Origin of the sequence: Wolbachia endosymbiont of Drosophila willistoni (assembly GCF_040084705.1) — a bacterium.
Lineage (GTDB): Bacteria > Pseudomonadota > Alphaproteobacteria > Rickettsiales > Anaplasmataceae > Wolbachia > Wolbachia pipientis.
On record NZ_CP157591.1, the window covers coordinates 131,317 to 150,831 of the forward strand.

The window sequence follows — 19,515 nt, forward strand, 5'->3', positions numbered from 1 at the left end:
AAAGTTCGTACAGTTGTAGGTCAAGCCATAGAGTAACAAAAAAAGGATATTGGTATAACAAAAGAGGAACATTATGATTTTATATCATTTTCCTCTTTGTCCATTTTCACGAAAAGTTAGAGCTTTTCTAAAAGAAAAAAAATTAGGCTGTGATCTAGTGTATGAAAATCCGTGGGAAAAGCGGAATGAATTTATGGAGATCAATCCAACCGGGCAAGTACCAGTGTTAATAGATAATAACTTTGTAATAGCGGATAGTAATGCCATTTGTGAATATATAGAAGAGACTTACAATAGCGACGTCAAATTACTTGGTTCATCCACTATTATTAAGTCTAAAATACGCGCTCTAATCAATTGGTTCGATAACAAATTTTACAATGAAGTTACTAAGTATATTATGAATGAAAAAGTAATTACTAACCGCAGCCCTGACTCTAGATTTCTTCATGCAGCTCAGCATAACCTGCCTTGCCATATGGAATACACCGAACACTTAATTAACAAGAACGTTTGGCTTGCAACTGATAAGTTCACTTTAGCTGATATTACTTTAGCATCGCATATTTCCGTAATGGATTATGTAAGTAGTTTTCCATGGGAAAAAAGTAAAATTTTAAAAGAATGGTACTCCATTGTTAAATCAAAGCCTTGTTTTCGTGAGATATTATTAGAGAGGATTTCTGGTTTAATCCCTCCTAAACATTATGCTGACCTTGATTTTTAACTTATGTTAGCTTTAAAGCTACAGTCATTCCTTCATCAGTTGGAATCAATATAGAGAAATATTTTTTTTCATCTGATAATCTATTATTAAACTCCCTCATGGCATGCCATGATTTTTCTGATACTTCTTTTGGAGGCGATTCTAAAAATACTGTGTTAAACAGTAGAGTGTTATCTGCAACGATTAGCCCATCTTGTTTAATGTATGACTCTGCCCAATCTAAATACTTAGGATAACTACTTTTGTCAGCATCAATAAATATCATGTCAAATGGTGCTTTTGCTGATAATTCATTAATTTTTTCCAGTGCATCGCCTTCTATTAGAGTAATTTTATCACTTAGATTAAAAGCACTAAAATTTTTTTTTGCTATTCTTGAGTGTTGAGGATTATTTTCTATTGTATATATATGACCGTCTTTTAGTAGAGCTTTTGCCATGCAAATCGACGAGTAACCGTATAACGTGCCAATCTCAACAATACTTTTGATTTTTTGGATTTTTATAAATAAACTTAATAGCTTTCCTTCTTCAGGGCCAATTTGAATATGTTGCTTTTTTTCAAGAATACAATATTCTTCTATTTTTTTATATTCTTTTGCAAATAGATTTCTTATGTATGACAATTTTATACTAAAATTATTACGCATATATTATAAATTAGGGAGACTTAATTCATACACAATTTATAAATATAATAATATAGTTTAAAATAATAAAAACATTTATTTTAAGTTATTATTTCATAGTATAAAATTTTAAGTGACAAAAATTATTATATATCGTACTATAGTTAACTAGTATAATAAACAGTCGATTATTATGCTAGAATTAAAGGGATTGTTTATGCGCATTTCTCTTTTTAAAATATAATTTTTATAATCAATTAGAGGGGGTTATATGTCTTATACTATTGCTGGTGAAGTTGAAACGTTAAACAAAAAATCTAACAAGAATGAAGGGGTTATGTTACTACATAATCCAGCTTATCGTGAAAAGTATAAAGAACGTTTTGATGAAGCTCAGAGAAAAGTTATGGATATGGTTCAGTTTTATGATGGGACAATAGTATTAATAGAGAATAAAATCGCTATGTATTACTACACTTGGCACAGTAAAAAAAGAGAGTTTGAGCGTAAAAAACAACAAACAGTAGTGAAAAACAATGACTCAGCATAGAGTCTTTTATATGGTAAGCTACAGTGGTATTACTTCACTATAGCTTTTCCATATAATTTATCTATCACATTAGTGAAATATTTCAGCTCTTTATACCCTCCATGTTTAACTTTATTATGCTCTATATATGATTTATCATCGTTAAGCTTGATGAAAAATATTGGAGTGGCTGTGATACCAAGTTTATTAATTGCCAGTGATTTATCATTTACGATTTTATCCATTATTTTCTTATCATTAATGCATTGGTTAAATGCATCTTGCTTTAAGTTGCTTAGTGCAGCAATTCTTTGTAGTAAAGTCAAATCACTTAAATTGTAGTAATTCCACGAATCTATTGAGTTAAAAACAGCTTTGTTAAAATTAAAGTAGTCTTCTTGTTTTTCGTAGCAATGACTTAGCATTGCAGCCTTTAGCCCTCTGTAATCCAAAGGAAAATGACGAAATATATATAACATCTTACCTGTGTCTATATATTTCTCTTTAATTTTAGGAAAAACATTCCTATGAAAAAGAGAGCAGTGATAACAAGTTAATGAAGCATATTCTATCATTAGAATTGGTGCTTTTGGATCTCCTAATAATTTATCATTAGGTAATGGCGATAATAGCTCATTTGATGTTATTTCATTGGTTTTTTTTTGAATGTATTGGTTATCGGATAAATCTTGCTTAACAACTGCATAAGAATTAACACTTATGAAAATTAATAAAAACAATAGTCTAAAAATCATTACAATATAAACACTTAACTTACTAAAAAAAATTATACATTTATATTAATAATGTCAAGATAACTTTTGTTTAGCAAGGCTTTCAGCCCTATCTTTAAATGCAGCAATTATTTTACTTTGTGTATACTTATATACTGAGTTTAATAAAGTGGAAAATGAGTTGGACTTAAACTTAAACTCTATATAAAACTTTACCATAGTTTTATTTTCATCTATGGGAATGAATTGCCATTCATTGTATAGATGTTTAAATATTCCATTTGATGATACAGCTTTTATCCAACCTTCATTTGTTCCACTTGGAGAAAGAGAAGTAACTTCTGATGTATATCTACCTTTAATTCCATGAAAAGCTGCGAGGAGATCCACAACCATTTGGTTGTTAATTTTTTCTTTTATATAAACGGCTTTGCACCAAGGAACAAAATCAGGATACCTTTCAACATCAATTACAATTTGGAATACTTCATTAGGCAAACATAGGAAAACACCCTGTTCTTTGTATTGATGAAGCATAAATGTTAAACCAATCAAAATAGGATCCGTATCTACCGTCAGCCTTAGTAGATTCCTGAGACTAAAGTTAAGGTGGGCATCGCGTATCAATTTCAACGAAATTAACAGAGGCAATTCCCTTGACTAGAAATTATCTCTCGGGAAATTTAACTTAACTCATAACGCATAGAACAGACCCTTAATTAATTGTAGATGATTTATACAAGGTGTGTCTATAGATATATTAAAGCTAGCGATTATTATTTAATCTTTATTAAACTTTGCATTCTAAGTATCATAGCTAATAAATATATCTTATGAACATTACTAAAGTTTTAACTATCATTGTTTTTATTGTAATTTCTTCAAGTGCTTACACTAATTGTACAGATCACAAAATTTTTGTGCATACTATGAAGCAACAAGTGGATGGTATATCTACAAAGGAGAATAAAAAAAACCGGGAATGTGTGCAAAAAAAGCTTCAGGAGGTCATTCAAAACAATGTTAACCTCAAAGGAATATCGCAATTCGTCATAGGAAAACATTGGGCTTTAGTTAAACAAAAAGAAAAAGAAGATTTTTTAAGAGAGTATGAAGTGTATCTTACGCGTTTGTGCGTTAAAATTTTATATAAATACATGCATGATAGTGAAATGATCATAATGAGTACAAAAGCAGTTGACGATGAAACTTGCTTAATTGGTACAAGATTTTCTTACGGTGATGAAGAATTTACAAATATTGATTTTAAAGTTACTAAAAATAACAGTTCTTTCTTGATAAGTGATGTTGTAATGAGTGGAATAAGTATTGCTATTAATCAACGTTATCAATTTAGTGAAAAAATCGACACGCATGGCATAGCAAGCGTTATAGCTGAATTAAAATGCAATAACAATCCATGATATATATGCCTCATTGGCCTAAGCCACTTGGTAGCAGGCCGAATGATTTTTCTCTTGATCGCATAAAAGGCTTTCTTAGCAAACTAGATAACCCCGAGAAAAAAGTGCCTCCCGTAATTCATATAGCTGGAACTAATGGGAAAGGCTCAACACTAGCATTTATAAGATATATAATGCAAGCAGCAGGGTATAAGGTACACGCATACACTTCTCCACATTTAGTGAGTTTTAATGAGAGGATAGTGATAGCCGGCAGCTATATCGACGATAATGAATTATATAGCTTATTAGAAGAATGTCGTGCAGTAATTGCAGAACAACCTATCACTCTGTTTGAAGCTGCAACTATTGCAGCTTTTTTAGCTTTTTCTCGTCATAAAGCCGATATAACTTTAGTTGAAGTGGGTATGGGTGGAAGGCTTGATGCAACAAATGTTATAGATAATCCGATTTTAACAATAATTACTTCCATTGCACTTGATCATACGGAATATCTTGGCCCTACTGTAGAAATTATAGCAGGTGAAAAGGCTGGAATAATGAAACCTAATGTTCCTTGCGTAATAGCACCGCAAGAAAAATCTATAGTGAACACGCTAGAACACCACGCAATAAATAAGAAATCTCCCTTGTATAGAGGAGGTCTTGAATGGAATTGCAAAAAAAAGAACAACAAAATGGTTTTTCAATCAGCTATTCAATCAATAGAATTTCCTTTGCCATCTTTAAAGGGTGATCATCAGGTGATTAATGCAGGCAATGCTATTGCAGCATGTAGTATTTTAAGTGGAAAGTATGAATTTGATATTGGAGAAGAGGATATCACTTCAGGTTTACAGTGCACTTATTGGCCTGCACGGCTAGAGTCTATAAAAGAAGGTAATTTAATTTTCCTACTACCGAAAGATTGGCAATTATTTTTAGATGGTGCACACAATAATGATGGTGCTAGAGTACTATCTCAGTGGGTAAAAGATAATTTTGCTGAAGGTATTTATATGGTTTTTGGTGTTACTAGTAACAGAAATGTGGAAGAGTTCTTAGAGCACTTAAAGCCATATATCAAGCTACTATGTGCGGTTTGTGTTAAGTCTGAACCTAAAGCAACAAATACAAATTTGATTAGGGAAAAAGCCAATAACATAGGAATAAAAGCAGTTGAATGTGAATCAATTGGCGATGCAATATCAAATCACATATTAAAAGCCTCTACCCAAAACGTCAAAACCATACTAATCTGTGGCTCATTGTTCCTAGCTAGAGACTTCGCTATGGAGAATAGCTAACTTTGATGATATTAACTGATCGATGGGGAAATAACTTTGATTGCTCATAGTACTGCTTGGCTTTTCGTTATCGACTTCTATAAACTGATCATCACCTTTAAATTGCTCCTCAATTGAATTTATAGCTGTCTTTTTGAGAATATAATTACTTGCAGCATTTAAAATAGGTGAAGTAACAATTAAAAGCGTGAATGGTAATGAAAGTAATAAGCCGGATAACATCATAGAGTTAGTTATACCAAAGCCGTTGGCAACTAAATCTAATCCCATACCGAAAAACATTAAAGATGTACAGATTGTGTTGCTCAAAATAACTGAATTTTTTAGCCACTTTAATTTAGTCCTATCACTCTTTGAAAAATTTTCGCATTCTTGGTCAAAGTTAAACAATAATAAAATATTAGTCTGATGATTAAACTCTTTCCCATTTCTAGTATAAATGCTCTTAACAGCTAGATTTAAAATAGATCCTGCTAACAAGGGAGCAAGAAAATCTACTGCTATTGGTACATTAGAAGAAATACCATTAATTATTAAAAATGCAATTGATGTGAAGGATACTAAAAGAACTCCTAAGAGATTTGAATAAGAAGAATATTTTACATAAGCAGTTACATTATTGTTAATTGACTGCTGCTTATTATAGAGTTTATTTCTGCACTTATCATCTAAGTATTTTTGCAATTCTTCATAACTGCGACTCCACAACTTACCGCGTAATTCTTTTATTAAATTATTTCTTTTATTGAGACCTTTCTCCAATGGCTCTATTATAAATTCTTCAAAAAATGGCTTATTTAATGCAATAACCTTAAATTTCTCCTCCGCTTCTTTATTGTTTGGGTTTTTATCTGAGTGATATTTTAACGATAATTTACGGTATTGTTGACTAAGCTTTTTCTTAATATTCTTAATATCAGAATTTACCACATCCTCCTTTTGAATATTAAATGTTAAAAACAACTGCTTTAAAGCGTGGTACTCATTTTCATTCAAAACATTTCTAGCCACATTACACCTACAAATTAACTAACTATTAATGTTCTATAATATACATATTTCCAAACTATGTCAATTATTTCATAAATATCTTTGGTAAAAATTATTTCTGTTATGACTAGCATGATAAGTGTATGAAGCGACTAAAATTGTCATTACAGCGCTTAGTGTACGACAGTGCTCCAACATTTAGGGTTGCAGTTTTCATGGCAGATCTGAGTAGCTGACCCATCTAAGAGGTGTCACTCAAGTAGCTGACACTGGAATGGCTTTGTTGCATCGCACCTTATACGGTAGTAATTTACAATAAATTCATGTAGCCATTTCGAATTTAGTCATTTCAGTGTTGGCTACTTGGATGACACCACCTGCTATGCTGCAAATTGCAACGTTCGTACACTAAAGTATAGTGTGTTACTAACGAAGGCAAACAAATATCTGCTTTATGAAAACGTTAATATTTTTCATTGAAATAATACATAAATACTAGAAAAACCTTGGCAGGTTATTCGCGTTTGATTATCATAGAGAATTATATAAATTAATAAATGATCTATGGCAAGTAACCCAGAAGAAAGAAATAGTGATAAACAAAAAGCGCTAGATAACGCAATAAGCCAGATTGAAAAAGCATTCGGTAAAGGTGCAATAATGAAGTTGAAGCAAAACCCTGTAGAAAAAATAGACACAATATCCACAGGATCAATTGCGCTTGATTCGGCTCTAGGTGTTGGAGGTCTGCCAAAAGGGCGTATAATTGAAATATTTGGCCCCGAGAGTTCTGGTAAAACCACTCTTGCCTTGCACGTGATTGCTGAAGCACAAAAAAAAGGAGGATCATGCGCATTTATCGATGCAGAACATGCATTGGATGTCTTATATGCTCGTAAACTTGGGGTAAGCACTGATGATTTAGTGATTTCACAACCAGACACTGGAGAGCAGGCGTTGCATATTGTTGAGTATTTAGTGTGTTCTGGTGCGGTTGATGTGATAGTTATTGACTCTGTCGCAGCATTAACTCCAAGAGCTGAAATTGAAGGTGATATGGGTGATCAACATATGGGTCTGCAAGCAAGGCTTCTAAGTCATGGGCTACGGAAACTAACCTCTGCCGTTTCAAAAGCGAACTGTATATTGATATTTATTAATCAAATTCGTATGAAAATAGGAGTAGTGTATGGAAATCCTGAAACTACCACGGGTGGAAATGCATTAAAATTCTATACTTCTGTAAGGCTTGATATAAGAAAAGTTGGTGTAATAAAAGACAAAGAAAATATTACAGGTAATGAAACAAGAGTTAAAGTTGTAAAAAATAAAGTTGCTCCTCCATTTAGAGAAGCGAAATTTGATATAATGTACAATGAAGGTATATCAAAACTCGGAGAAATAATAGATATGGGAGCAAAGCTTGGTGTGCTTGAAAAAGCAGGCGCTTACTATTCATATAACAACACACGTCTTGGGCAAGGAAGAGAGAATGTAAAAACTTACCTAAAAACAAACAAAGAAGTCGCAAATGAAATAGAAACGAAAATCAGAGATTTACTCAGAAATCATGATAATTCTATCATAATAGACGAGGATAGTGAGCAACTTTTAGAAGAATCAGTTTTCTGATCTAAACTTAGGCATTAGATTTTGTGTTGGACGGGTTGTTACAGTATGACGGTAATTCTATGTGCTAATATAACAATCTGTAATGTTACCTTGTATCAAAAAGACTTTGCTGAAGCAGTTAAAAAAAGCTTTTCATGAGAAATTATAAATGATAAATTGTTAACAATAGGTTATTGTTAATAAGATTATGTGTTTTGGTTTACCTAATATAAACAGGGAAGGTTATTCATTTATAGTAGTTTCCTTTATAGTAACGTGTATAGCATTCTCTATATCTTGGGGGTTTGGCGTTACGTGCTTGTTTCCGACATTATTGTGTACTTATTTCTTTCGTGATCCAGCAAGAGCTGTGCCAAACAATAAGAATCTTATATTAAGTCCTGCTGATGGTGTGATTTCAAAAATTGAAGAAGTTAATTATCCTTTATCAGCAGAAAACGGAGAGGAGAAGAAGTTTACGCTTGTTAGCATATTTTTAAGTGTTTTGAACGTCCATGTGAACCGTATACCAATATCTGGTACGATAAAGGAAATGAGTTATAAAAAAGGCAAGTTTGTATCCGCAATGAGCAATAGGTCTAGTAATGAAAATGAAAAGCAGGTTATTGTAATTGAATACGAAAAGGGGAAAGAAATTATTGTGGAGCAAATAGCTGGATTAATTGCACGTCGTATCGTTTGTAATTTAGGAATATCCCAGAACGTAAAAGCAGGTGAAAGGTTTGGAATTATAAGGTTTGGCAGTAGAGTGAATATCTATGTTCCTGCTGATACAGAAGTCAGAGTTTCAGAAGGGCAAACTGTTATTGGTGGTGAAACAATTATAGCAAACTTAAATAAGGAAAACGTTCAAGAGAAGCTTACTTTTGACGTTATATGAATAACGAGGGAAGTAACAGTAGATTCTTACCTATTACTAAATTATTCCCAAGCTTTATAACTTTATTGGGTTTATGTTCTGGTCTCACTTCACTTAAATTTACATTTAATGAACAATGGGAATTCTCAGTAATTTTTATCATCATTGCAGCAATAATAGATGGAATGGATGGCAGAATAGCTAGAATTCTAAAATCAACTAGCGATTTTGGAGCCCAGCTTGATTCTTTTGCAGATTTTCTAAATTTTGGTGCAGCGCCTGCATTTCTTTTGTATTTTTGGAAGCTAAACGAAATCAAAGTCATAGGTTGGATTTTAGTAATGATATACGTAATCTGCATATCAATAAGACTTGCAAGATTTAATGTTTCGCTACACTCAGAACAACCATACTGGGAAAAATTTTTCTTTTCTGGTGTTCCAGCTCCAGTGTGTGCTTTACTTTCTTTGTTACCAATAATTATTACCTTTCAATCTCATGAGAGTGAATACTTACTTCTCATAGAGCGATTTTTTAACACAAGAAACGTAGCTTGTTACTTTCTGGCCATTTCATTTTTTTCGATAAGTCACATTCCAACTTTCTCTGCAAAATATATTTATATTCCCAAAAGCCTATCCTATATATTTGTGTCATTTTTTGGAGTACTTATTGTATTTTTCATCAGTAAGCCCTGGATGACTCTACCAATTTTAGGTATAGTGTATACACTTACTATTCCAATAAGCATCGGGTTTTACATATATTTTACATATAAAACTCGTTAGCTAACAAAAAATAGAAAACTGCATGATTTTGAAGATAAGTGAACTATTAAATTCATTTCTGTATATAAAGATATTCAACATTCCATTTATAATTATTTGGGTAATTGCAACTGGAATCTTTTGTACTGCCCAGTTCAAATTCATTAACTTTAGGTTACTTAAATATGGAATACAGACGCTATTCAATCTAAAGTGTAATAACAGCAACAATGGCATAATCACTCATATTCAAGCGTTTGCAACAGTAATTTCAGGAACAGTTGGTCTTGGAACAATATCAGGAGTTGCAATAGCTATCACAATAGGGGGCCCAAGTGCAGTTTTTTGGATGGTAATTACCGGAATACTTGGTATGTCGATAAAGTTTGCCGAGGTGGTGCTTGCATTTACTTATCGCTCTGAAAATACAACTGGCGGGGCTTTTTATTACATGAAGTACGGGCTTGCAAAAATTGGATTTGCAAAAACTGGTAGATTTCTTGCCTTCACTTATGCGATTATGCTACTTATTGCAATGATTTTGGGCGGTATACCATTTCAAGCAAATCAAATAGCAGCACTATCAAATAACCTCCTAGAATACAACGCATCCATTATTATATCCCTGCTTGTCTTTATTGTAATATTGGGAGGAATAAAGCGCATTGCTTTCGTTTCAACGAGCTTAGCACCAATTATGATAGTGCTATATGTGGGTATGTGTATATATTTAATTTATGTAAACGGAAGTAATTTGCTGAATGCTCTATCCATAATATTCCAAGATATCTTCAATAAATCAGCTATAGGAAGCGGAGTATTGAGCGGATTAATAGCCGGAGTGAGAAGATCAGTGTTTGCTAACGAAGCAGGTACCGGAACAGCAGCTATAGCACATTCAGCTGTAAAAGAAGAAGATCCAATTAAAGTTGGGTGCGTTGCAATGATTGCACCACTTATAGACACAATATTAATCTCATTTTTGACTGGTATTGTGATAATTATCACTGGTATGCATAGCACTGATAACGTGGGTGATATTACACTAATTAGTTCGATATTTTCAACAGCTTTGCCCTTGTTCAGCAAGTTAGTTTTTCCGCTAATGATGTTTTCCTTTGCATTTTCCACAATAATAGCTTATTGTTACTACTGTGAAGTTGCTTTGCTGTATTTATTTGGTAGTAAAAAAATACTGATACCGTTCCAAATTCTTATAGTGGTTTCAGTGTATATCAGCTGTATGTCAAAGAATATAGAATTTATATCTTATCTAGGTGACAGTTTGTTTATGTGCCTTATGATTCCAAATGCTGTTGCAATATATCTACTAAGAAGGGAAGTTTTGAATACAATAGATTCTTATTACAATTCTAAAGGGTATTAACATGATTTATAGATTGCTTTGTATGGTGTTATTTTGCCTATTGTTTAATGATGTGTACGCTGCTTCAGGTTTTTACGAAAGTTATGACGCTGTGTTGAATGGAATAAATAACTTCATGAATGAAGTACTGTTTTTCAAGATCCTTTACGTGCCATTTATAATCCTTCTACTAGTTTTTGGTTATGTGTTTCTAACATTACGTTTTGGATTTCTCAACATAAGAATGTTTAAGCATGCGTTTGCTATTTTATGTGGAAAATATGACACGAATCACCATGATGGTCATATTACGCATTTTCAGGCATTTATGACTGCACTTTCAAGCACAGTAGGCCTTGGAACTGTTGCTGGAGTCGCAATTGCAGTTTCAATGGGTGGACCAGGAGCGGTGCCTTGGATGATGATTACAGGTTTTTTTGGTATGTCAGCAAAATTTGCTGAGGTAACGTTGGCGTTTAGACATAGAACAGAAGATCAGGACCAATTGTTTAGTGGTCCCTTTCAGTATATAAGGAATGGTCTGGAGGAATTTGGATTTAAAAAACTTGGTATTGTGCTGGCTGCCATGTATGCAGTATTCTTTGTATTATCAGGTCTTGGTGGAAGTGTAGCGTTTCAAACCAACCAAATGGTTTCAATATTATCTGGCTATTCAAGTTGGGTAGATGGTCACTCTTGGTTTCTTTCTTCCATAATTTCTGCGCTGCTTGCTCTAGTGATTATTGGCGGAATTAAAAGGATAGCTAGAGTATCTTCTGCACTAGTGCCTATTATGTCACTTATATATATCTTGAGTTGTATTATTATTATTGCATTTAATATTCATAACCTTGGTTATACGTTGAAAATATTATTTTCCACTATGATAGATTTCAATGCTGTTGGCGGAGGGATGGTAGGAGCATTTGTTGCTGGAATTCAAAGGGCAATCTTTGCCAGCGAAGCAGGTGTTGGTTCTGCTTCAATTACTCATGCAACAACTAAAGATGAAGAACCAGTAAGAACTGGACTAGTCGCTATGATAGAACCATGCTTTGACACAATGTTAATTTGCTGTTTAACAGGAATAACAATAGTAATAACAGGTGCATACCAAACAGGTGTTGGTGAGGGAATATTAATTACTCACAAAGCATTTGAGACAGTTTCTCCATGGTTTCCTATCCTTCTAACAGTAGCTGCTCCTTTGTTTGCATTTTCTTCAGTAATTTCGTTTGTATATTGTTGTGAAATGGGGTGGCTATATTTATTCGGTGCAAAAAGTATAGTGATATACCGCATAGCGGTAATAATTGTGGCGTTTTTCTCTGGTCTTTCTAAAGATATAATGGCTATTGCCAATATCGGTGGAACTTTATTCTCTTGTTTAGCTCTCATCAACATGACAGCGCTTATACTGTTTAGTAATCAGATTAACGATGAAGTTCAGTGCTACCTAAAAAGGCTGAGGAATAATAAAATTAATTAGGTTCTTGGTATAATGGAAAAGTATGTAGTCCTTATACTGTCCTACATACTCGGTTCAATACCGTTTAGCTTAATCATTACAAGAATAAAAGGGATAAACTTAAGAGAAGTAGGTTCAGGAAACATTGGTGCTACAAACGTTGCAAGGACGGGAAATAAATTTCTTGCTGCTTTGGCATTATTTCTGGATTCCTTTAAGGGATTTATTGCCGTTTATATAGCACAACAATTTTGTGATAATAACGATTTTTATATATATGTATCTGCAATTTTAGCAGTTTTAGGACACATGTTTCCTATTTGGCTAAAATTCAGTGGAGGAAAGGGCGTTGCAACCACTCTAGGGATACTGATAGCATTTAACATCGATATTACTTTAGTATTCGTAATAATTTGGATAATAGTCTTTCTTGCCTTTAGATACTCTTCCCTTGCTTCACTCAGTGCTACTTCAACGGCTGTAGCATGGTCCTTTTTTTTTCAGAGGAATTTGTTCTTAACATTACTAATTATAGGAGCACTGGTCTTCCTAAAACACCACAGAAATATTGTGAATCTTCTGCAAGGTAAAGAGTATAAATTTTATAGATAATGTACTGCCAAATTATTGACACTTAAACTACGAGACAAATTGCTTGACGGTATGATTTTGTCCTCTTTGTTTAAGTCTATGATTTTTGCTTTTGTTATATTCTCTACTTCTTGAGGTGTTAAAAGACCATCTTCAATGAATTCCTTTTTTGTTTCTCTTATTTTTTCATAAAGTTGAGTAACGTGATCTTTATTTCCTTCATATACACTTTCAATTTCTAACTCTAGCTTATGTGAAGCTCCTTTTTTTAACATTTCATCCATTGCTGCTTTTGTTACTTTTAACCTTTCTTGCAAAATTTTCTTTATTTTTTCCTTATCATTTTCGTTATTTTTACTGAGTTCTACATATACCCTATAACATCTTTTTTCTCTTGGGAGCATTCTTAACCCATCTAACATGCTAATTATCTGACCTTCAATAGTCTTCTCAGCCTTTAATTTAAATTCTGCTACTTCTTCTTCTATTATCTTATTAGCTATTCTCTTAGCTCCATCCAAAGATGAATCCTTGAGAGAAAAATCTGTCTCGAGTAGATCTCGATTTAATAGCTCTAAGAATACTTTTTTTCCGATGTTTTCGAGTAAACTTTCTTGGTCATCTAAATCATGCTCCTGCAGTTTATTTCTCATGTGCTGAACCAGCTCACAACATTGTAATTTATTTAACTTTATAGAGCTAATATTTTTCATTAACGTCAGCACAATTTGTTCACTATATTGAGAAGTAATACTCAATAATTTTCTCATTAAAGGAATACTTACTTCTGAAATAAAATCATCAACTATTTTTTGACTTTCATCGTCTTCATAACCATTTTGAACGTCATACCAAGCCTTAAGAATTTCTTTATTGTTTTTCTTGTTTTTTAACCTGTCTAACATAAACTCACGTGCTCTATTTTGTGCTTCTGAGAGCAACATTTCCCTTGGGGGAGTAAATTTAATTTCTGGATCAGGATGAATACCCTCTAGCGTGCTTAACATTCTATAGATAATACCGGTGAAGCAAGTGTTAGGAATTCGCTCTTTTCTAGAGAAAGTTTGGCTATCAATTAAATTAGAAATCAATGCATCCTTTTTACTCTTAACGGCTTCTCCGTCTCCATCATTGCAAGCCCTTAAAACTAAAAGCAGAACCTGCCCACCTGTAAAGCCGGAGCTATGCTTTTGATCATCTTTGCAAAAGTCATCTAAAAATGCAATTACTCTTCCTTTATCCTCATCACTAAACTCATATGAATTGTTTATATATCCAATGAATTGAATATATTCATCATTTTTGATTACGTCTTCAGGTACTTGTTCACTATACTTACCTTTTAATTTATCAATATTTTTAATGATATCATCATTTAATTGATGGGGCAGTAAATGTTCAAGCTTAACATCAAAACTATTAACCATACCACGTAAATTCTCTTTTATACCTTCCAAAAAGAAATTTATAGAAGCTTTAAGCAGCGTAAATGGGTTAAAATCTTTTGGCCTTAGTTCACTCTGCAATAAAATTAATAGCATTGTAAGTGGTATAGTTCCCAGTAACGAAATAAGCAAGAAAGTGGTAGTGAAAGTTAGATATGTTATGAAAGCAGAAAACAAGAGGAAGGCTGCTACCTTGATTGTATTGTTTTTAAAAAATATTTCCCAATATTCCCTTTTGCTCATTTTTTGCTGTTTTGCCGTTTTTATTTCTTTGTAGATATAAAGAGTTTTAATTTCAGACCTGAAGAACATAGTACCAAGAGAAAAAAGAACATTAACAGGATTAGTGATAATGCTTAACGAGACAAAAGCTCCAAAGTAGCTAACAAATTTTAGCTTACTAGAATCCTTTGAAGGAAATTGTATTTGAGAAATACCTATCATAGCTTACCTTCAACATCATTACACTCTAGTAATAGCATAATAATTTAAAACGTCAATGTTTAAGTATCTTATTATCCGCACACTCATCGTATTCGATCTCGACTGTAGAGTGTGCTATCTCGAACTTATCTAGCAATATTTTTTTTATTTCATATAAAACATTGGTGTGCTGCACATTTTGCTTTATTTTAGCATGCATGGTAATTATAAAATAATTATCAGACAGCGACCATGTATGTATGTGGTGCACATCTATCACTTCAGGTAATTCTGATGTGATCTTACTTTTTATCTCTTCAGCAGATATACCCTCAGGCGTACCTTCAAGGAGTATATGGCAAGAATTTTTGAGAATTTTATAGCCGCTATTTAGAATTATCACACTAACAAATACTGATAAGATTGGATCTACTATTTGCCATCCAGTAAGCATGATAATTATAGATGCAAGTATAGCAGCTACAGAACCTAAAATATCTCCTATAACGTGTAGTACAGCACTTTTTATGTTTATATTGCTCTCGCATTTACTATGTAATATAAAAAAGACTATTATGTTAGAGACAAGACCGAGTGTAGCAATTATTAACATTACTTTCCACTCAACATTGACTGGAAAAATAAACCTCTTTATTGACTCAATTATAATGATTACTGCAATGAGGAATAGAGTTAAACCATTAACAAATGCTGCAATTATCTGCAACCGATGATATCCGTATGATCTCTGCAAATCGGATTTCTTAGCTGAAAACCTATGTGCTAACCAGCTTAAAACCAAGGCAAAGAGGTCAGTGAGCATATGCCCTGCATCTGATAATAGAGCAAGCGAATGTGAAATTATTCCACCTACTATTTCCATAAACATTGTTATCGCAACTATTATTATGGAATAGATTAAGCGCTTGGACTGCGCTGCTGAGTGTTTACCGTTATGCACTGCTGTCATATAAAATCTTTTCATAAACAAAAACGTGGGTAACACTGGGTTCGAACCAGCGACCGCTTGCACGTCAAGCAAGTGCTCTACCAACTGAGCTAATTACCCATCGTGGTTTTAGTATAGTGCTTTGGTGGAATGAAAGTCAATAAACCACTTTGCTTTTGTCCTTGTCCAATGTGATTCCGGAATATAGCTGTATAGAATTTCAGCCATATTCTAAATTTTACATATTAAGTTAACTATCTATACTTTATTTATTAAGATATAAATTATACTAATACAGGGATTTACGTTTTTTTTAGGGAAATTACTTTATGCTTGATATTGAAAGATCAGCAAATTAGAGGTTAAAATTATGACAATTAGTCAACAAGTAAATAAAAATATAACTAAAGCAGAATATTTCAACAATAACGGCAAAGGGTTTAATTCGCCACATGTTATAGAAGTTGAAGATTTAAATATTAAAGTAGAGGTTTATTCTCACAATTTAAGAGCAAGTAAAGTTGCTAACATTGAAAGTGAGATAAGAGAAACAGCTACTAATTTTAAAAACGCATTCGAGTTAGAACGCGGCAGTTCAGAACAAACATTTAAAATTTACATGTTTGATGACAAGGATGATTACACTCACCTTGGCGGAAGCGAGCGTTTCGGTTCTTACCTTGGAGACGAAGGTGGTAAATGTTACTACAAAGGGAAAGCTGACGTTTTTGCTGAAATGTACGTCTACCAGCAAGGTGGCATTCATAACCTTCAGCATGAATTTGCACATGGTTTAACTTACTTGGCTACAGGAGGCAAATCTTTACCTACAGTATTAATGGAAGGAATTGCAGACTACTTTGAGCATCATTCAGATCATAAATTCAATTCTCAAGGATCAAGTATCGACAAAACTGAAGCTGCAAATTTGGATTTAGATAAAATTTTAAGTTTAGAATACTCAAAGGACAGCGAAGCAAATAGCTTGGTTTATAAAACAGGTCATGCGTTGATAATGTACTTACAGGAAAAAGATCCTAGTTTATTAAGAGACTACCTAGATGCTTTACGTCAAGGTAACTCAGATGAGTCAAAAAGTTTCTTGAAAGACATAAAAGGACACGATACTGACTTCAAAAGTTGGCTGCTGAGAATGATACAGAAACTGCAATGGAACATCTCAACGCTTTGCAAGTTACAAAAGGAGATTTCATAGCAATTGGTCAAGAAATAGTGGGTGGAGAAATTAAAAACGTATCCTACTATAAAGCAAATATAGAAAAAATGGATGGAGAAAACGTTGGAAGTTTTTCTCCTGTAGAACACGTTGCATTTTATGATGTTGCTCGTGCTATAAATAGGGCAACAAATGATACACTTGATATATCAAAGGAATATCATTTCCTCAAGGTAGTAAAAACTTCCGATGGACAGGATAAACTAACTTACTCTGACCAACAAGGTAATGAGTACCAAAACAGTCTAGAGTATAAAAATCAGGCTTTTAGAATGCTATCAAAGTATGATGAAAATTTAAAGAAAGCTTATGATGATGCATTAAAAAATCTGGATGAGCAGAGGCAAATGGAATATCCCAAGATAAATAAAGAATATAGCGAAGGGAAGATTTCTTACGAAGAGTATTCAGACAAATATTATTCAATTCCCTCCAAATATGAGGAATTAAAAAGTACCTTACTTGATAAAACCATAAACACTGGCTTAGAACAAGTAAAAGCGACTAAGAACATCGACGTAGAAAAGATGTTAGGAGAATGTCAGTTACAAAAGAAAATGGTCATTATAAAGCTTCCCTAATAGATGGCAGAACAGTTGAACGCGATGAATACTTTGATGAAGCGCATTTACATGAAAATGAATTGTTGCATCCTAGCACTGGACACATCCAAAAAGATTTAGATTCTCTGCTTCTTAGAGGTACCAAAATTTTGAATCATCAGGATTCAGAACATGCACAATATTCTGATGAGCAAAAGGCAAATGGAGTAATCGTGGAAAAAGGAAAATTACTGGATAATAAGGGAACAGATAGGACAGACGATGATGTATATGAAGCTGTCGTAAAGCAAGGAGACGAGCGCTTACATGAATTTAAAAATATGGGCTTTTATATTACCGAGAAAGGTGATCTATTTATTCATGACCATGGAGCAAACGTAAGGTTTCAACTACCACAAAGTATTACTCACCTAAAATTAGTGGAAAAAGATGGAGCATATAAGCTTGTTCCGGTGACGAAAGATGGGAATGAACATCCAGTAGGTATGCCAAATATATCAGACGAATATAGATATATAGATCCAATATTTGCACATGAATATGAAAAGAGAGATTATTCCCATAAACATGTAAATGTGGGCCTTATAAACTTAGAGAAATATGGCTCTGGCAAACTTTTTGCTATAAAGTACGACCCAAATGATTATCACATACAAAGAAACTCCAGCGGTGAAATAGTTAGAATAAAAGATCAAACATATTTCACTAAAGTAAAATTGTTTGATGGTGATGAAGAAATTGGAATGTTGTCTAATAACTTTCACAATTTCAAAGGGAAAATATTCTTTTCTGCTGACTACAACTACAGTTATAACGATTTCCTAGCATCTGTTTCTCCTCAAGTTGAAATTGAAGATATGGGAAATGGAAGTAAAAAAATAACTTTTGATCAAGGCAGTGGCGATATCGGTGATACTAATAGAGGCTACACGGACTATCAGAGAATATTTACAAAAGAGAAACAAACCGAAAGTCCAAAAGGGCAAGTAAGTGAAACTAAGACAGAAGTTCATAGTACTACTAATGTTGTTGCACAAGCTGCTGAAGAGAAAACTGCATCAAACGACAATAGTGAAATGCAGTCTGATCAGCCACAAATTCCAACAAGGGCAAAAAGGTCAGCTTCAGTGGAGGAGAAAGAGCAAGAACAGGTAGTATTAAAAGACACAATTCTCAAAATAGAAAAGAGCTACGAGCAGGACTCAGAAGGGAAGCATAAGGCAAATGTAACGATAAATTATAATGATGTGAAAGCCTTGTATGATAGAGCGGAAGGAGCAGAAAAGCAATCTGTGTTAGATTTTTGGAACAAACTGCACACATCAGATTATAAGGTTGGTGCTTTGCCGGAAGACAAATACTATTTTGAAAAAGGCAAATTCGTAATCCACGATAGTGGCACAAAGAAGCTTATAGTGTTACCTGAAGATAAGGTGTCCATCAAGATAATGAAGGATGGTGATAGTTATAGTTTAGCTATATCAAGTGGTAATGGCAAAGTAATAAACAGCATTAGTAAAATAGATAATTCAAATTACGAATTGCTGTCAGATTCAAGTCATTTCAATTTAGGGGAGCAAGATAATATTGTATTATCAGATCAACATCACGAATATAATCTTTATCTAGAGAATGGTTTTGTGAAAATGTTCGATTGCGCAAGCGATCACATTTATCACGACCACAACTCGGCCTATATCTAATACATACAAGGAGGGCAGTGCCCTCTTCTTGTCATTCCAGTGTCAAGCACTGCCGTCTTGGATGGAAACCAGCGTCACGCCATGGAATGACAGGGTTTGTCATCCGAGTAGCCCCTTCGGTGTCATCCCAGTGCCCAGACACTGGGATGGCTTTGTTGCATCGCTACTTATGAAAGGCTAACTATAATTAGGAT

20 protein-coding genes, 1 tRNA gene and 1 other RNA gene are annotated in these 19,515 nt (G+C 33.4%); 14 read left to right on the forward strand and 8 right to left on the reverse strand.

The genetic code is table 11. The annotated features are described in order from the left end of the window. Positions 1 to 73 precede the first annotated feature (73 nt). Entirely contained in the window at positions 74 to 727 is a 654-nt protein-coding gene (locus tag ABL518_RS00760) for a glutathione S-transferase family protein (protein WP_010081992.1), read from the forward strand. Between the two features lies 1 nt (position 728). Here ABL518_RS00760 and ABL518_RS00765 read toward each other — a convergent pair whose 3' ends face one another. Further along, the gene (locus ABL518_RS00765) at positions 729 to 1,376 is read right to left on the reverse strand and encodes an O-methyltransferase (RefSeq protein WP_010081993.1); all 648 of its coding nucleotides are present in this window, start codon (positions 1,374 to 1,376) and stop codon (positions 729 to 731) included. A gap of 250 nt (positions 1,377 to 1,626) precedes the next feature. On the opposite strand from ABL518_RS00765, the gene ABL518_RS00770 reads away from it, so the two are divergent. Next, positions 1,627 to 1,905, forward strand: a complete 279-nt coding sequence (locus ABL518_RS00770; RefSeq protein ID WP_006279425.1) for a DUF2671 domain-containing protein — start codon at positions 1,627 to 1,629, stop codon at positions 1,903 to 1,905. Between the two features lie 29 nt (positions 1,906 to 1,934). On the opposite strand, the gene ABL518_RS00775 is transcribed toward ABL518_RS00770, so the two are convergent. From ABL518_RS00775 to ssrS, 3 genes are all read right to left on the reverse strand, one after another. Continuing rightward, positions 1,935 to 2,639, reverse strand: coding sequence for a DsbA family protein (locus ABL518_RS00775; protein ID WP_010081994.1), 705 nt, complete (start codon positions 2,637 to 2,639; stop codon positions 1,935 to 1,937). A 54-nt stretch (positions 2,640 to 2,693) separates the two neighbouring features. Beyond that, complete coding sequence (locus ABL518_RS00780; protein WP_010963012.1) at positions 2,694 to 3,155, reverse strand: type II toxin-antitoxin system RatA family toxin; 462 nt, start codon at positions 3,153 to 3,155, stop codon at positions 2,694 to 2,696. A 19-nt stretch (positions 3,156 to 3,174) separates the two neighbouring features. Further along, positions 3,175 to 3,335: non-coding RNA, 6S RNA (ssrS, locus tag ABL518_RS00785), on the reverse strand. A 116-nt stretch (positions 3,336 to 3,451) separates the two neighbouring features. Between ssrS and ABL518_RS00790 the strand changes: the two genes are divergently transcribed. Together ABL518_RS00790 and ABL518_RS00795 are read left to right on the forward strand one after the other, a co-directional pair. After that, the gene (locus tag ABL518_RS00790; protein WP_010963011.1) at positions 3,452 to 4,042 is read left to right on the forward strand and encodes a phospholipid-binding protein MlaC; all 591 of its coding nucleotides are present in this window, start codon (positions 3,452 to 3,454) and stop codon (positions 4,040 to 4,042) included. Beyond that, the gene (locus tag ABL518_RS00795; protein WP_022626401.1) at positions 4,039 to 5,328 is read left to right on the forward strand and encodes a bifunctional folylpolyglutamate synthase/dihydrofolate synthase; all 1,290 of its coding nucleotides are present in this window, start codon (positions 4,039 to 4,041) and stop codon (positions 5,326 to 5,328) included. Before ABL518_RS00790 ends, ABL518_RS00795 begins: the two co-directional genes overlap by 4 nt. Here ABL518_RS00795 and ABL518_RS00800 read toward each other — a convergent pair. Continuing rightward, positions 5,296 to 6,258, reverse strand: a complete 963-nt coding sequence (locus tag ABL518_RS00800) for a J domain-containing protein (RefSeq protein WP_010963009.1) — start codon at positions 6,256 to 6,258, stop codon at positions 5,296 to 5,298. The genes ABL518_RS00795 and ABL518_RS00800 overlap by 33 nt on opposite strands. Before the next feature lie 624 nt (positions 6,259 to 6,882). Here ABL518_RS00800 and recA point away from each other — a divergent pair. From recA to plsY, 6 genes are all read left to right on the forward strand, one after another. After that, positions 6,883 to 7,950, forward strand: coding sequence for a recombinase RecA (gene recA, locus ABL518_RS00805; RefSeq protein WP_010963008.1), 1,068 nt, complete (start codon positions 6,883 to 6,885; stop codon positions 7,948 to 7,950). A gap of 187 nt (positions 7,951 to 8,137) precedes the next feature. After that, on the forward strand, positions 8,138 to 8,830 hold the full coding sequence (locus tag ABL518_RS00810) for a phosphatidylserine decarboxylase (RefSeq protein ID WP_007548750.1): 693 nt from the start codon (positions 8,138 to 8,140) through the stop codon (positions 8,828 to 8,830). Then, a complete protein-coding gene (locus ABL518_RS00815; protein WP_010081963.1) occupies positions 8,827 to 9,597 on the forward strand; it encodes a CDP-alcohol phosphatidyltransferase family protein in 771 nt (256 codons plus the stop codon). The genes ABL518_RS00810 and ABL518_RS00815 overlap by 4 nt, the downstream gene beginning before the upstream one ends. Before the next feature lie 22 nt (positions 9,598 to 9,619). After that, the gene (locus ABL518_RS00820) at positions 9,620 to 10,963 is read left to right on the forward strand and encodes an alanine/glycine:cation symporter family protein (protein WP_038199325.1); all 1,344 of its coding nucleotides are present in this window, start codon (positions 9,620 to 9,622) and stop codon (positions 10,961 to 10,963) included. 1 nt (position 10,964) lies between these two features. Then, the gene (locus ABL518_RS00825; protein WP_070356966.1) at positions 10,965 to 12,431 is read left to right on the forward strand and encodes an alanine/glycine:cation symporter family protein; all 1,467 of its coding nucleotides are present in this window, start codon (positions 10,965 to 10,967) and stop codon (positions 12,429 to 12,431) included. A 12-nt stretch (positions 12,432 to 12,443) separates the two neighbouring features. Beyond that, positions 12,444 to 13,022, forward strand: a complete 579-nt coding sequence (gene plsY / locus ABL518_RS00830; RefSeq protein WP_010963004.1) for a glycerol-3-phosphate 1-O-acyltransferase PlsY — start codon at positions 12,444 to 12,446, stop codon at positions 13,020 to 13,022. Here plsY and ABL518_RS00835 read toward each other — a convergent pair. From ABL518_RS00835 to ABL518_RS00845, 3 genes are all read right to left on the reverse strand, one after another. Then, positions 13,013 to 14,890 carry a hypothetical protein gene (locus ABL518_RS00835; RefSeq protein WP_010082000.1) on the reverse strand — a complete coding sequence of 626 codons (1,878 nt, stop codon included), beginning with the start codon at positions 14,888 to 14,890 and terminating at the stop codon, positions 13,013 to 13,015. The genes plsY and ABL518_RS00835 overlap by 10 nt on opposite strands. Positions 14,891 to 14,942: 52 nt before the next feature. Further along, positions 14,943 to 15,839 (reverse strand): cation diffusion facilitator family transporter, encoded by an 897-nt coding sequence (locus ABL518_RS00840; protein WP_006280506.1) that lies wholly within the window; start codon positions 15,837 to 15,839, stop codon positions 14,943 to 14,945. A gap of 26 nt (positions 15,840 to 15,865) precedes the next feature. Next, a tRNA-Val gene (locus ABL518_RS00845) sits at positions 15,866 to 15,938 on the reverse strand. Positions 15,939 to 16,188: 250 nt separating this feature from the next. Here ABL518_RS00845 and ABL518_RS00850 point away from each other — a divergent pair. Genes ABL518_RS00850 through ABL518_RS00865 form a run of 4 tightly spaced genes read left to right on the forward strand, consistent with a single transcriptional unit; the run spans position 16,189 to position 19,494 of the window. Then, positions 16,189 to 17,034, forward strand: coding sequence for a collagenase (locus tag ABL518_RS00850; protein WP_010082001.1), 846 nt, complete (start codon positions 16,189 to 16,191; stop codon positions 17,032 to 17,034). Beyond that, positions 16,989 to 17,636, forward strand: coding sequence for a hypothetical protein (locus ABL518_RS00855; protein ID WP_348994382.1), 648 nt, complete (start codon positions 16,989 to 16,991; stop codon positions 17,634 to 17,636). Before ABL518_RS00850 ends, ABL518_RS00855 begins: the two co-directional genes overlap by 46 nt. Beyond that, positions 17,594 to 19,321, forward strand: a complete 1,728-nt coding sequence (locus tag ABL518_RS00860) for a surface protein-related protein (RefSeq protein ID WP_251371770.1) — start codon at positions 17,594 to 17,596, stop codon at positions 19,319 to 19,321. The genes ABL518_RS00855 and ABL518_RS00860 overlap by 43 nt, the downstream gene beginning before the upstream one ends. A gap of 17 nt (positions 19,322 to 19,338) precedes the next feature. Further along, the gene (locus tag ABL518_RS00865; RefSeq protein ID WP_155975178.1) at positions 19,339 to 19,494 is read left to right on the forward strand and encodes a hypothetical protein; all 156 of its coding nucleotides are present in this window, start codon (positions 19,339 to 19,341) and stop codon (positions 19,492 to 19,494) included. Positions 19,495 to 19,515 lie beyond the last annotated feature (21 nt).